General features: G+C 60.7%; 11 protein-coding genes. 7 read left to right on the top strand and 4 right to left on the bottom strand.

Going from position 1 to position 14,013, the window contains the following annotated elements:
• Position 1: 1 nt before the first annotated feature.
• Positions 2–988, bottom strand: coding sequence for an ABC transporter permease (locus EFR00_RS00600; RefSeq protein WP_040142556.1), 987 nt, complete (start codon positions 986–988; stop codon positions 2–4).
• A gap of 109 nt (positions 989–1,097) precedes the next feature.
• On the bottom strand, positions 1,098–3,023 hold the full coding sequence (locus EFR00_RS00605) for an ABC transporter substrate-binding protein (protein WP_077994495.1): 1,926 nt from the start codon (positions 3,021–3,023) through the stop codon (positions 1,098–1,100).
• Between the two features lie 194 nt (positions 3,024–3,217).
• Between EFR00_RS00605 and EFR00_RS00610 the strand changes: the two genes are divergently transcribed.
• Both EFR00_RS00610 and EFR00_RS00615 read left to right on the top strand, forming a co-directional pair.
• Entirely contained in the window at positions 3,218–4,225 is a 1,008-nt protein-coding gene (locus EFR00_RS00610) for a LacI family DNA-binding transcriptional regulator (RefSeq protein WP_077994493.1), read from the top strand.
• A 19-nt stretch (positions 4,226–4,244) separates the two neighbouring features.
• Positions 4,245–5,582 (top strand): alpha-L-fucosidase, encoded by a 1,338-nt coding sequence (locus EFR00_RS00615; RefSeq protein WP_077994491.1) that lies wholly within the window; start codon positions 4,245–4,247, stop codon positions 5,580–5,582.
• A gap of 28 nt (positions 5,583–5,610) precedes the next feature.
• Here EFR00_RS00615 and EFR00_RS00620 read toward each other — a convergent pair whose 3' ends face one another.
• Positions 5,611–6,315 carry a GntR family transcriptional regulator gene (locus EFR00_RS00620; protein WP_077994489.1) on the bottom strand — a complete coding sequence of 235 codons (705 nt, stop codon included), beginning with the start codon at positions 6,313–6,315 and terminating at the stop codon, positions 5,611–5,613.
• Positions 6,316–6,442: 127 nt separating this feature from the next.
• Here EFR00_RS00620 and EFR00_RS00625 point away from each other — a divergent pair, with 127 nt between their 5' ends.
• Positions 6,443–7,354 (top strand): dihydrodipicolinate synthase family protein, encoded by a 912-nt coding sequence (locus EFR00_RS00625; protein ID WP_077994487.1) that lies wholly within the window; start codon positions 6,443–6,445, stop codon positions 7,352–7,354.
• 48 nt (positions 7,355–7,402) lie between these two features.
• On the opposite strand, the gene EFR00_RS00630 is transcribed toward EFR00_RS00625, so the two are convergent.
• Positions 7,403–8,458, bottom strand: a complete 1,056-nt coding sequence (locus EFR00_RS00630) for a LacI family DNA-binding transcriptional regulator (RefSeq protein WP_077994478.1) — start codon at positions 8,456–8,458, stop codon at positions 7,403–7,405.
• Positions 8,459–8,599: 141 nt separating this feature from the next.
• On the opposite strand from EFR00_RS00630, the gene EFR00_RS00635 reads away from it, so the two are divergent.
• The 4 genes from EFR00_RS00635 to EFR00_RS00650 all read left to right on the top strand — a co-directional run bounded on the left by EFR00_RS00635 (position 8,600) and on the right by EFR00_RS00650 (position 14,011).
• Positions 8,600–10,921, top strand: coding sequence for an alpha-L-rhamnosidase (locus EFR00_RS00635; protein WP_040112619.1), 2,322 nt, complete (start codon positions 8,600–8,602; stop codon positions 10,919–10,921).
• 37 nt (positions 10,922–10,958) lie between these two features.
• Positions 10,959–12,242 carry an ABC transporter substrate-binding protein gene (locus EFR00_RS00640; protein WP_077994476.1) on the top strand — a complete coding sequence of 428 codons (1,284 nt, stop codon included), beginning with the start codon at positions 10,959–10,961 and terminating at the stop codon, positions 12,240–12,242.
• A 66-nt stretch (positions 12,243–12,308) separates the two neighbouring features.
• The gene (locus tag EFR00_RS00645; RefSeq protein WP_040142546.1) at positions 12,309–13,187 is read left to right on the top strand and encodes a carbohydrate ABC transporter permease; all 879 of its coding nucleotides are present in this window, start codon (positions 12,309–12,311) and stop codon (positions 13,185–13,187) included.
• Positions 13,184–14,011, top strand: coding sequence for a carbohydrate ABC transporter permease (locus tag EFR00_RS00650; RefSeq protein WP_040112617.1), 828 nt, complete (start codon positions 13,184–13,186; stop codon positions 14,009–14,011). Before EFR00_RS00645 ends, EFR00_RS00650 begins: the two co-directional genes overlap by 4 nt.
• Positions 14,012–14,013 lie beyond the last annotated feature (2 nt).

The following is a 14,013-nucleotide window of genomic DNA, read 5'->3' on the forward strand; positions in this document are numbered from 1 at the left end:
CTCAGCCATTGCGAATGCGTGGATCGAGCCAGGCAAGCAGCAGGTCTGAGATCAGCGTGCCGATCAGCGTCAGCATGCTCATCAGCAGGATGAAGGTGCCGGCCAGATACATGTCCTGGGCAAACAGGGCGTTGAGAAGTAGCGGTCCCGTGATCGGCAGGCTAAGGACGATGGAGACCACCACCGAACCCGAGACGAGGTGCGGCAGCACCCAGCCGACCGTCGAGACGAAGGGGTTGAGCGCCACCCGCACCGGATATTTCAGCAGCAGCCGGATTTCGCTCAGGCCCCGGGCGCGCGCCATGTCGACATAGGGCTTGTTGAGCTCGTCGAGCAGGTTGGCGCGCATGATGCGGATCAGCGCCGCCGTCGCACCGGTGCCGAGCACGACGACCGGGATCCACATATGCGAGATGAGATCGCCGAACTTGGCCCAGCTCCAGGCAGCGTTGATATAGAGGGGCGAAAACAGCCCGCCGACGCTTTGGCCGAAATACTGGGCCGAGACGAACATCAGCACCAGCGCCAGCAGGAAATTCGGGATGGCAAGGCCAAGAAAGCCGAAGAAGGTGGCGAAATAATCGCCGAGCGAATATTGCCGCACGGCCGAATAGATGCCGATCGGAAAGGCCACCGCCCAGACGAAGAGCAGCGTGGTGACCGAGACCACCATGGTCAGGCCCATGCGTGCCCAGATCAATTCGCTGACCGGCTTGTTCCAATCGAGGGACTGGCCGAAATCGCCATGCAGCAGGATGCCGCTGATCCATTTCCAATATTGCACCGTCCAAGGCTGATCGAGGCCATAGCGCTCGCGCAGGCCGGCGATGACGCTGGGATCGATGGTTTCGTTCTGCGAGGCGAGACGCGCGGTCATCGCAGTCAGGAAGTCGCCCGGTGGCAGCTGAATGATGATGAAGGTCACGACCGAGATCGCGAACATCATCGGGATCATGTAAAGCAGACGTCTGATGATGAAGCCGGCCATGTTCAAGCTCCTTCAACCGGCGATCGCCGGTCGCAATGGGTGATTGGGCGGGGCTGTGCCTTGCTTTGGGAATGGCGCCCACGGACGCCATTCCACCGATCACGTGGCTTTACTGCTGGTAGTAGAAAGTCTCGGGCTTCGCCGGTCCCGGCGTCATGTAGAATGACGTGCTGGGGATGACCTTCGGAACGTTGTGCATGTTGGTCTTGACGATGCCGACACGATCCGGCTCCAGGTTCGTGCCGATCACGTAGAACTCGTCACGGGTGATCGCCAGCAGTTCTTTCATGGCGGCGAGCTGCTTGTCGAGCGTCGGGGCTTCCTGCACCTGCCGGTAAAGATCCATCTGCTTCTTGGCGGCAGCGCTTGGTTCCTGCGCGTTCGGATCCTTGGGGTTCTGGTAATAAAGGCCCCAAGCGGTGGCGAAGCTCGATTCAAATTCGTGCGGAAAATACCATTTGGGATCGAGCAGGCCGAGGAAGTCGTAACCGCCGCCGCCGACCCATCCGAGGCCGTCATTGTCGTTGTTCTGCAGGCGGGAGAAGATCAACGAGCGTTCGGCCGGGCGCGGCTGCATGTCGATGCCGACGGCCCGCCAGTAGCGCTGGATCATCTCGAGGGCGTCGACCTGGATCGGGCTTCCGGTCAAGGCGTCGATGGCAAAAGTGATCCGCTTGCCGTCCTGGCCGAGACGAAAACCTTCGGCGTCGCGTTTGGTCAGGCCCGCCTTGTCGAGATATTGATTGGCGAGATCGACGTTATATTCCAGATATTGCGTCGCCATCTTCTCGTCGTAGAGCGCTGATCCTTCCCGGGGTGCGGCCTGATAGGGCTTGGCCTGCCCGGCATAGATCAGCTGGTTGAGCTCCTCGCGGTTGATGGCGTGGCTGAGGCCGATGCGGAAATCCTTGTTGGAGAAGGCTGCGCGCAAGGCCGGGTTCTTGTGGGTCTGGTTGAGCGTGATCAGCAGCGCGTTCGACCAGGCCGGCCGGGCGATGAACAGGCCGTAGCCGCCCTTCTGCTGGTTCTGCACGATCACCGTGCGGGCGTCCGTCGTCTCGATGAAGCGGTTCTGCATGTCGATTTCGCCGCTGATCGCCTTCAGGATGATCGCCTGGGTATCCTGCATCACGTCGATGGTGATGCGGTCGAAGTAGGGCAGCTGGTTTCCTGATGTATCCACCTTGGCATAGTAGGGATTGCGTTCGGCGACGACCTGGGTCGTGCCGTTATAGGGCGCCGTCAATACCCAGGCATCAAGCGTCGGGCGGCCGAGATCGCGCCAGCGACCGGGAAATCCGATCTTGTTGTTGAAGAGCTGGACCCAGTCTGTTGCGCCTGCCGCCTTCACCAGGGCGTCGATGCCGTCGGGATTGAAATCCTTGTGGAACTGCTTGAGGTAGTGCGCGGGTGCCGCAGCCAAAATATCGGAGCCGCGCACAGTCGCCATATTCATCAGGAACAGGCCGTTCGGCGCGGCGAATTTGAAGACCACCTTGTCGTCGCCGATCTTCTCGACCCTGACGGTCTGACCACCCGCGGTCAGCCAGTTCGGCGCAGCGGGTGTGATCTTGGTGTTGCGCAGCACGTTCTCGTTCCACCAGACCAGATCGTCGGCAGTAAAGGGTTTGCCGTCCGACCAGCGCGTGCCTTGCCGCAGGGTGAACGTATATTCGGTGGCATTCGCATTGACTTCGACGCTCTTGGCAATGTCTGGGATCACCTCGGTCCATTCCGGGTTCCAGCGGACAAGCCTGGTATAACCGATCGAACGTTCGATCTCGCTGTCCCCACCGCCGAAGGTGGCCGTGCGCCAGGTGCCGCCATAGGCGCCGACCGATTCAAGCGGCGTGAGCACCAGCGGCTCCTTGGGCAGCCGCTGGTCAACCGGCGGCAACTTGCCGGCATCGACGAGCGCCTTGAGTTCCGGCGCCTCCTGAAAACCGAGCGCGGCGCCGGCCCAACCCGCACCGATGAGGATGGCAGCGGCGACGGTCGAGACGACCTGCCGTCGTAGAGTTCTTGCGTATTGCATTTTCTCCTCCCAAGGATCTCGCCGTAGGTTATCGTTAACGTAATCTCCTCTTCTGGTTACGTTAACGTTACCGCTCAATCTTGTCAAAAAGATTCTCGGTATCGGATAATCAGCTGGAGGATCCTTGGATTTTCCCGAGGTTATGATAGTTATCGTTATCGCAAATTATCGCCCCCACTTATGAGACCACCCCTGTGAGCCGCCCCAAAGAGCCAGAATTCAAGATAACCATTGCCGATGTCGCGCGCGCCGCAGGCGTCTCGCCGATGACCGTGTCGCGCGTGCTCAACGACCAGGGTGGAGCCAGCGCGGAAACCACCCAGCGAATTCTTTCGGCGGCGAGCCAGCTCAACTACCGACCTAATCCTTTCGCGCGCGGATTGCGGTCCGATCGCTCGAAGACCATTGGCCTTCTCGTTCCTGACATCACCAATCCGTTTTTTCCCGAAGTCATACGGGGGGCGGAGGATGCGGCGAGCGCGGCCGGCTACAATTTGCTTCTGTCCAATGTCGTCGAGAACAGCAAGCGGGAGGAAGAACTCATCGAAGCATTGCTCAGGCATCGGGTCGACGGGATCATCGTCTGCAGCCCGCGGCTGCCAGACGCCGCACTGCACAAGGCGCTGGCGCCGCACCGCGCCGTCGTGCTCATCAACCGCGAGGCTCCAAACGAGATCGCGGGAACCATCGTTACGGACTATGAGATCGGCGCATCGCGCGCCATCGACCATCTGGTAGAGCGCGGACGGCGCAAGATCGCGATCATCGCCGGGCCGCGCAGCTCGTTCGGCGGCAAGAGCCGTCTTATCGGTTTCCGCAAGACACTGGCCGCCCACGGAATTGAGGCGCAGGCGATCGTCCATTGCGACCCGACCGCGGCCGGCGGGCAGACGGCCGCCGCGCAATTGCTGGCAGAAATCCCCGGCATCGATGCCCTGATCTGCTACAACGACCTCAACGCTATCGGCGCCATGAAGGCCTGCCGGGCTGCCGGCATTTCCATTCCCGAACAAATCGCGCTGATCGGCTTCGACGACATCCCGGCGGCCGAATTGCTGTCTCCGGCGCTGACGACGCTGCGGGTGCATAAGCGGGAAATGGGCGAGGAAGCCGTGCGCCTGCTGCTCAGCCGCATCGCCACCAAGAACCGTCAGCACGGCATCGTCATCGTGCCCGAACTCATCATCCGCGAAACGACCTGAAGAACAGGAGGAGTATCCGATGGATGCCGACAATCTGCAGGCACTGGCCCTGCCCGAGGAGAAGAAGGCCTGGTTCGTTCATGACCGTTTCGGCATGTTCGTGCATTGGGGGCTCTATGCCCTGCCGGCGCGCCATGAATGGGTCAAAAGCCGCGAAGAGCTTGATGACGCCGACTATCGGAGATATTTCGATCATTTCGACCCCGATCTCTACGACCCGCGCGAATGGGCAAGACGCGCCAAAGCCGCGGGCATGAAATATGTCGTGCTGACGACCAAGCACCATGAAGGCTTCTGCCTCTGGGACACCAAGGCCACTGACTTCAAGGTGACCAACACGCCTTATGGAAAGGATCTGCTGCACCCCTTCGTCGACGCCTTCCGCGCCGAAGGCCTGAGGATCGGCTTCTACTACTCACTGATCGACTGGCATCATCCCGATTTCACCGTCGATCCGCGCCACCCGCAGCGCAATCATCCCGATGCGGCGAAAATCAACGAAGGCCGGGACATGCAGCGTTATGCCGCCTTCATGCGCGAGCAGGTGCGCGAACTGCTGACCGAGTTCGGACGCATCGACATCATGTGGTTCGACTTCAGCTACCCGCAGTGGAAGCTCGGCGAACTTGTGGGAAAGGGCCATCGGGACTGGGAAAGCGAGAAGCTCGTGCGCCTGGTGCGCGAGCTTGCCCCCGATATCATCATCAACAACCGGCTCGATCTTGCCGGCCTGCAGCCCGACATCGTCACGCCGGAGCAATATATGCCACGCGCCTGGCCGAAACGCGACGGCCGGCGCGTCGTCTGGGAAGCCTGCCAGACGCTCAGCGGTTCCTGGGGCTATCATCGCGACGAGGACACCTGGAAAAGCACGGAGCAGCTGGTGCAGATGCTGATCGGCACTGTTGCGATCGGCGGCAATCTGCTGATGAATGTCGGGCCGACGGCACGCGGCACGCTCGACCACCGTGCGATATCAGCCCTTGCCGCTTATGAGGAATGGATGGCGCTGCACGAACGCAGCATCGTCGGCTGCACCCAGTCCGACTTCCCCGCTCCGCCCGACTGCCGGCTGACGCAGAACGGCGACCGGCTCTATATTCACCTGTTCAACTGGCCCTATAAGCACCTGCATTTCGATGCGCTGGCGGGCAAGATCGAATATGCGCAATTCCTGCATGACGCCAGCGAGGTCACCTGGCTGCGCCCCTCCGCCAATACCCTATGGGCAAACACTCAGTTCCCCGTGGCCGAAAATGAACTGACATTCGTCCTGCCGGTGCGCCGCCCCAAGGTCGTGGTCCCGGTCATCGAGGTCAAGCTCAAGGCTGGAAACGCGCCTGGCGTTCAGGATTGACGCATTCGCTGTGCCCTGATCCGGTGCTTCAGGACAAGCTGATCGCCATCGGCCGGTCGAGGTTGCGGGCGAGATAATCCTGGATCTGGCGGACGATCTGGCCGGCGTGGGCGATTGCCAGCTGGTCGGCCCGCTCGGCATCGCCAGCCTCGATCGCGGCGATGATTTCCTCATGTTCATCGACATACTGACGCGGCAGGCGGTCGTCGAAGGTTGAATAATAAAGGCGAAGGATGCGCCGGCCTTCATCAAGGAGCCTCGCGAAGAAGGCCGTGTAATAGGAATTGCCGGCAAGCTCGGCGATCGCCACGTGAAATTCGCGGTTCGCCACGATCATCGCATAGGCGTCGCGCGCCGCGACGGCATCAGCAAAATCCTTCTGATGCTGGCGGATCATCTTCATGATTTCGCCGTTCCGCCTCGCAGCCGCCCCGCGCGTCGTGACCCGGTACATCAGCGTTAGCGCTTCGAAATAGGTGGGCAGGCTGGGAAAATCGATCGGCGCGACGATCGTGTTCCGGTTCGGCAGGGTCGTAACCAGTCCGTCTGCGGCAAGCCGCAGCAGCGCCTCGCGGATGGGGGTGCGCGACATGCCGAAACGCTCCGACAGCCGCACCTCATCGAGCGGACTGCCGGGTTCCAATGCCATCGACAGGATCTCGCGGCGCAGCGTCACATAGACGCTCTGCGTGCCGGAGCCGCGCACCCGTACATTTTCAGCCTCGTTCTGCATCCGTCCCTCCCCTTCATGAGAGCCTTGTATTGCGTTTCGATCGGTTTCTGCAACGGTGCTCATAAAGCCGATTGAGTCCTGTCGACAGTTTGTATATAACGCTCGTGACTTCAACGGGGTTCAAGCGATGACGACAGGATGGAAGGGCGTATTTCCCGCCGTAACGACACAGTTCAACGAAGATCTTTCCGTGGATCTGCCTGCGACCCAGCGCGTTCAGGACGCACTCGTCAATGACGGCGTCAACGGCCTGATTGTCATGGGCACATGCGGCGAAAACAATTCGCTCGATCCCGATGAAAAGCGCACGATCCTGAAAGCCGCCGTCGAGGTCGTCAACGGCCGCGTTCCCGTCGTGACAGGCGTCTCCGAATTCGACACGCGCCGCGCCGTCGCCTATGCTCGCGACGCCGAAAAGCTCGGCGCCGATGGGCTGATGCTGCTGCCGGCCATGGTCTATGTGCCGAAGCCGGAGGAGCTGATCGCGCATTTCCGCACCGTCGCCGAAGCCACGTCGCTGCCGATCATGCTCTACAACAACCCGCCGGCCTATCGGGTCAACATCGGCGCCGATGTGCTGCAGGTGCTGGCCGACGTACCGAATATCAAGGCTGTCAAGGAAAGTGCGCCCGATCCGCGCCGCTTCACCGACCTCATCAACGCCTTCGGCGATCGCTTCGATATCTTCGCCGGCCTCGACGACGTCGCTCTCGAGGGTCTGATGCTCGGCGCCAAGGGCTGGGTCTCGGGCCTCACCAGCGCCTTCCCGGAGGAATCCGTGCAACTCGTTGCCGCCGCCGAACGCGGCGACTGGGAGAAGGCCCGCGAGATCTACCGCTGGTTCATGCCGCTTCTGCATCTCGATGCCGAGCATGACCTCGTGCAGTCGATCAAGCTCGCCGAACAGATCATGGGCCGCGGCTCCGAACGCGTCCGCATGCCCCGACTGCCGCTTTCAGGCGCACGCCGCGCCGAGGTTACCGCCATGGTCGAGAAGGCAGCGGCCACACGTCCCTCGAAACTCGGCAAGGCCGCCTGAGATTACGAGGCCGGCAAGCGCACAGCGGTTGCCGGCCTCCCATATCTTCTAAGTGACCGGAGCGTTGGAGAGGGTCAGGCTGTTGCGGCTGACCAGCGACGGTATCTGAAAAATATGCTCGGCGCCGATGCGACCCTCTATTCTCGAAATCAATGTCCGGGTGGCGACCTGACCGAGTTCCCTGCCCGACTGATCGATGCTTGCGAGATTAACGAGGCCAAGCGCTGCGGTCGACGAATTGTCATAGCCGATGACGGCAAGATCCTCGGGCACACGCACACCCATTTCCATCGCCAGGCTCAGAAGGGTGATGGCGTCGAGATCGCTCCAGCAGAACACGGCGCGCGGCCTGTTCTTCCTTGACAGGAACTTTCGCATCGTTTCCTCCCGTTTGGGCGGCGCTATCGGAATTTTAGTGATCGGCGCAGACGATCCGAATCCGGCGCGCTGCATTGCTCGGCGGAATCCGATCTCACGTTGGCGAACGACGGAGACCTGATGTCCCTCGCGCTCGCCGAGGCTCAGCATTTCGATATCGCGATAGCCGCAGGCAAGCAGCGCCTCCACCGCGATCTCCGCGCCCCGCTGGTCGTCCGCATTCACCGTATCGAAGGCCGTGGCGCCGGCATCGTGATAGCCGACCGCGACGATCGGTATCTGAGCTGCGAATTTTGCTATGATTTCCGAGGGCAGGCGCGGCGCAACCAGGATCAGCCCGTCCATCTTGTAGTCGATCATCGACTCGATCAGCGACGTCTCCAGCTGCACGCGCGCATCGCTGACGCCAATCATCGCCTGATAATGCGAAGGCGCCAGCACACCGTTCACGCCGGCGATCACTTCCGGCAGAAAGGGATTGCGGATGTCGATCAAAAGCACGCCGATGGTGAAACTGCGGCCGCGAAGGCCCCGCGCCGCCCGTGAGGGGCGATAGCCAAGCGCTTCAATAGCTTCGGTCACCCTCGCCCGCAGCGCCTCACTGACACCGTAAGCGTTTCGCATCACTTTGGAGACCGCAGCCACCGATACGCCTGCGTGCTTTGCCACCGTCCGGATCGTCACGCGATCGTTTCGTTGCGGTTTTTGTTTCTCTTCGATCGACATGAAATCTCTGGGATTACTCTGCAGGCCGTCACAATCGCCCGCAAAACACCATGGCAGACTGGCGACGAAATTTCTATTGCGCTTCCTAAAAAAATGTAGAACGTTATATGGAGAACGTTCTACATTATCGAGGAGGTGTTGATGAACTTTCAGCCGGCAGCCATCAGCGGCGATCGCGTTTCGCGCGCTTGGTCTGGAGACATGATCGCACCACTGTCGGACCGCGGCCAGGGAACGGCCGCAAGCTTCGTCTCCAAGACCTTCGATCACGAAGGTGCCGGCCTTCCGATCGAACTCTTCATCTCGGCGCTCGGCCTTTATCGCTGCTTCATCAACGGCACCCGCGTCGGGAACGACGTGCTGACGCCCGGCTGGACGAATTACGACGACCGCATTGCCTATCAGCGCTATGACATCTCGAAACTGTTGAAACCCGGCCCCAACCGGATAGAAATCTGGCTTGCGGACGGATGGTACCGCTCGCCCATCATGTGGGGCGCCAAGGCTATTCCCAACTGCTGGGGCGACAGGATCGGCGCCATTGCGGATTTGGTCGGCCCTAGCGGTCCCCTACTTTCCACCGATACGACCTGGCAAAGCGGTCCTCTGCCGATACTGAAGTCGGGGATTTATTTCGGCGAGATTTTCGACGCACGTCTCGAAAACGCCGCGGAAACGCATGGGGTCGAGCGATTGCCGTTCGACAAAGGACTGCTCGTCGCGCATGAGACGGCAGCGGTGCGGGAGTTACAGCCGCTCGCCCCGATCGACAGCTGGAGCGATGATGAAGGCAGGACGATCTATGACTTCGGCCAGAATGCCGGCGGCTATGTCAGGTACAGGGTCCGCGGCGCAGGCGGCGCCGAAGTGCGGGTGGAGCATGCGGAAGTCCTCGGCCCCGATCGCCATTTCGACAATCGCAACTATCGTGCGGCCGCAGCGCACACCCTCTATACGCTGCGCGGAGACGGCGACGAGACCTATGCGCCGCATTTCACCTTCCACGGCTTCCGTTATGCGCGGGTCACGATCAACGGCAATGCAAAAATCGTCGAAATCGCGTCGATCCCGATCTCGTCGGTGCCGGAACCCGCCGGTGGCTTCACTTCAGGCAATTCTCTCGTCAATCGCCTGGTGCAGAACACCATCTGGTCGCAGCGCGCCAATTTCGTCGAGGTACCCACAGATTGCCCGCAGCGCGACGAACGCCTGGGCTGGACGGGCGACGCGCAGGTCTTTGCCGCAACCGCGTGCTGGCTGAGCGACAGCCAGTCCTTCCTCAGCAAATATCTGCGCGACGTAATGGCCGATCAGCGCGAGGACGGGGCCGTATCACATTTCTCGCCGGATCCCACTCGCCTGCATCCCGCCGACTTCCCGGGCTATGCCGGCTCGACCGGCTGGGGCGACGCGATCGTCGTCATCCCCTGGGTGCTCTACACCCACTACGGCAATCGGGCCGTTCTTTCGGAATGCCTGGATCCCATGGTGCGCTGGGTCGATTTCGTCTGGTCCATTTCGGATGGTCCGATCGTGCGTCCGCCGTCGCACTGGGGTGCGCGCGGCTTCACTTTCGGCGACTGGCTGCAACCGGTCGGCGACAACAGAAAGCCGCGCCCGACGATCGCCGACGATTGTGCGGCCACCATCTACCACTTCATCTCGACAGATCTTCTGGCAAGGATCGCCGCCGTTCTCGGCGAAGAGGCGCTTGAAGAGCAGATGAAGCGGCGCGCCGGAGAAATCAGGCTGGCCTTTGCCAACGAGTTCATCACGCCGGCGGGACGGCTCGCTCACAACGACCAGACCTCCTATGCGCTCGCTTTCCTCTACGATCTGATACCGGCTGAGCACAGGCAAGCCGCACAGCAACATTTCCGCAAGGTCATCATCGATGCCGACTACAAGATCGGCACCGGCTTCATCGGCACCCCTGCCCTTTTGCCGGCGCTGACGAAGCTCGGAATGGACGATCTGGCCGAAAAGGTCTTCCTGCAGGAAGACGTGCCGGGCTGGCTCTATCAGGTCTCGAAGGGAGCGACGACGATCTGGGAGCGCTGGGATTCGATGGCGCCCGACGGTACCATCTACGAGCCAGACATGAACAGCTACAATCATTACGCCTATGGGGCGGTCTGCCAATGGCTGTTCGAATGCGTCGCCGGCATTTCGCCGAGCCCGGAAGCGCCAGGATTTGCAGAAGTGATTGTCGATCCCGCGCCGATCCCGTCGCTTTCCCCGGTTTCAGCCTATCACGATATCAGCCAGGGGCGCATAAAGGCCGGTTGGCACTGCACCGGCAGCGAGATCACCTATGTGCTGACGCTGCCGGAGGGTTGCGTCGGCCGCTTCCGGCCCGGCCGGCGGCACCAGAACCCGACGCTCAATGGGGAGCCTGTCTTCGAGGATGCGGTTCTTTCCCCGGGCACGCACCGGCTGGTCTTTTCCCTACCCGATTCCTGAGGAGCATACAGGTCACATCGTTCAGAGGAGGAACGTCATGACACATCGGATAAGGCTCATTCTCGCCGGCGCATCCACGCTTCTGGCGCTGGCAGCGGCCAACCCGTCGCATGCGGAAGTCACCCTGTCATTCCTGATCGACAACAGTCCCGATACGGTTGCAGCCGCCGAAGCACTGGTTGCCGCCTACCAGGCCAAGGCGCCTGATGTAACAATCGAAATCGAACAAAGGCCGGGCGGCGGCGAAGGTGACAACATCGTCAAGACGCGTCTAGCGACAGGCGAGATGCCAGACGTGTTCCTCTATAATTCCGGCTCGCTGCTGCAGGCGCTGAAGCCTGCTCAGACGCTTGTCGATCTCAGCGGCCTTCCCTCGCAGGCAAAGGTGGATGACGGTTTCAAATCCGTCGTCCGCGCCGGTGACAAGCTTTACGGCGTTCCCTTCGGCACAGCGATGGCGGGCGGGATTCTCTATAACAGAAAGATCTATCAGGATCTCGGCCTCTCCGTTCCGAAGACATGGGCGGACTTCATGGCGAACAACGAAAAGGTCAAGGCTGCGGGCAAGGTCGCCGTCGCGCAGACCTATCGTGACACCTGGACCTCGCAGCTCTTCGTTCTGGCCGATTATTACAATCTGCATGCCGCCGTGCCGCATTTCGCCGCCGACTATACCGCCAACAAGGCGAAATATGCCGAGACGCCGGCGGCCACAAAAGGCTTCGAGCGATTGAAGGATGTTCACGACGCCGGCCTGATGAACGAGGACTTTGGCGCGGCAAGCTATGACGACGGCCTGAGAATGGTCGCGACCGGCGAGGCGGCGCATTACCCAATGCTGAGCTTCGCAGTCGGCGTGCTTAAGCAGAACTATCCGGAAAACCTCGGCGATGTCGGCTTCTTTGCGCAGCCGAGCGACGACACCGCTGTTAATGGCCTGACGGTGTGGATGCCGCCTGCCCTCTACATTCCCGCCGCCAGCCCGCATATCGAAGAAGCGAAGAAGTTCGTCGACTTCGCCGGAGGTGTCCAGGGCTGCAAGATCATGGTCGAGACCAACACGGTTCAGGGGCCCTCGCTGGTCGATGGTTGCGATCTGCCTGCCGATGTGCCCCCTGTCGTCAAGGACATGCTCCCTTACTTCGAGACCGCGGGCAAAACGACGCCGGCGCTGGAATTCGTATCACCGGTCAAGGGACCGTCACTGGAGCAGATCACCGTCGAAGTCGGCTCCGGCATTCGCCTGCCCGCCGATGCGGCGAAACTCTATGACGACGATGTGCGCAAACAGGCCAAGCAGCTCGGTCTGCCCAACTGGTAGCGGTCTTTCGGGCCATATAACCTCGCTTCCGATGGGGCGAGGTTCCACCCGATCGAAGAGGTAGTCATGACCGAGACACGCCCCCGCTCGCGCAAATCGCCCTACCCGCTGTGGTTTTTCATTCCGGCTGCCATCATATACGGCGTGCTGTTTCTGGTTCCCACGGTTTCGTCTCTCTGGTTCAGCCTGACGCGCTGGGATCTTTCGACGGCCGAATTCATCGGGTTCGAAAATTTTCAGCAGTTCTTCTCCGAGCCGTTCCTGATCAAGGGACTGATCAACACCCTGATCTATGCCGTGACGACATCCGGGCTGAAGACGGTCTGCGGGTTGCTGCTGGCCGTGCTCCTGACCGGCAATATCTTCGCCCGCGGCTTTTTGAGAACGCTGGTCTTCTTTCCTGTCCTGGTCTCGACGATCGGAATCGGCATTACCTTCGCGGTGATGATGCATCCAACGAAGGGCATCATCAACGTCACGCTCGAGACGCTCGGCATTCCTGGGCCGGGATGGCTGACCAATCCAGCGCTCGCGCTCTTCTCCGTGGCCTTGGTCGACGTCTGGAAGGGTGTCGGTCTTGCCACGCTGATCTTCATCGCCGGTCTTGCTGCGATCAGCCCTGACTATTATGAGGCCGCCAGGATCGATGGCGCCACGCGGCTCCAGCAATTTCTCCGGATCACCCTGCCGCTCGTGCGCCCGGCCACCGTCATCGTCGTGACATTGTCGCTGATTGGCGGGCTCCGTTCATTCGACCTCATATGGGCCATGACCCGCGGGGGGCCGGGTTTCTCCTCCGATGTGATCGCCTCGGTCATCTACAAACAGTACCAAGCTGGTTTCTATGGTCTGTCGACGGCCGGAAACGTCATTCTGTTCGCGCTGATTGCCGTGATCATCCTGCCAATCACCCTGTGGTTTAACCGGCGCGAGGTCGAGGAATGAGAAGCGTCCGCCCCTATGTAACGGGCGCCATAGCCCTTGCCTTTGCGGCAGTCATCTTCGTCATGCCTTTCGTTTTTGTCGCTCTCCAGGCGGTCAAATCCAAATCCGAAGCGTCCCGCCTCGATTTCGAACTCCCTGAGCATTGGCTGTTCTGGGATAATCTCGTCGCGGTCTTCAAGGCGCGCGACTATCAGCTCGTGCTCGCCTATTTCAATTCGACGCTGATTACGGTCGTTTCCGTTACCATCCTCATCCTGCTTTCGGCGATGGTCGGTTACGTCATGCAGCGCCGCAATACCGCCTGGAACCGTGTGGCCTTCGCTGCGCTTTTCATGGGCCTGATGATGCCGCCGGCCGTTGTCCCCACAATAGGCCTCTTGCAGGATATCGGTCTCTTCAAGACCATGACAGGGATGGTCCTGATCCAGGTCGCCTATAACCTCTCCTTTTCGATATTGCTCTACCGCTCGTTCATCTCGACTATCCCGCGCGATCTCGACGAGGCGGCGCTGATCGACGGCGCCAAGCCCCGGCAGATCTTCTTCCGGGTGGTCCTGCCGCTTCTGAAGCCGGTAACGGTGACCAATATCGTCGTGCAATCGATCGCGATCTTCAACGATTTCACTAACCCTCTCTACTACTTGCCGGGCAAGGAGAATGTGACGGTGCAGCTGACGCTCTATAATTTCCAGAGCATGTATTCGAGCCAGTACAATCTCCTCTTCATGAACATTCTCCTCGTGACGATCCCGCCGCTGATCGTCTTCATCTTCTTCAACCGCCAGATCGTCGCCGGCATGACGTCAGGCGGAGTAAAAGGGTAGCA

The organism is Rhizobium sophoriradicis (genome assembly GCF_003939025.1).
GTDB classification, from domain to species: domain Bacteria; phylum Pseudomonadota; class Alphaproteobacteria; order Rhizobiales; family Rhizobiaceae; genus Rhizobium; species Rhizobium sophoriradicis.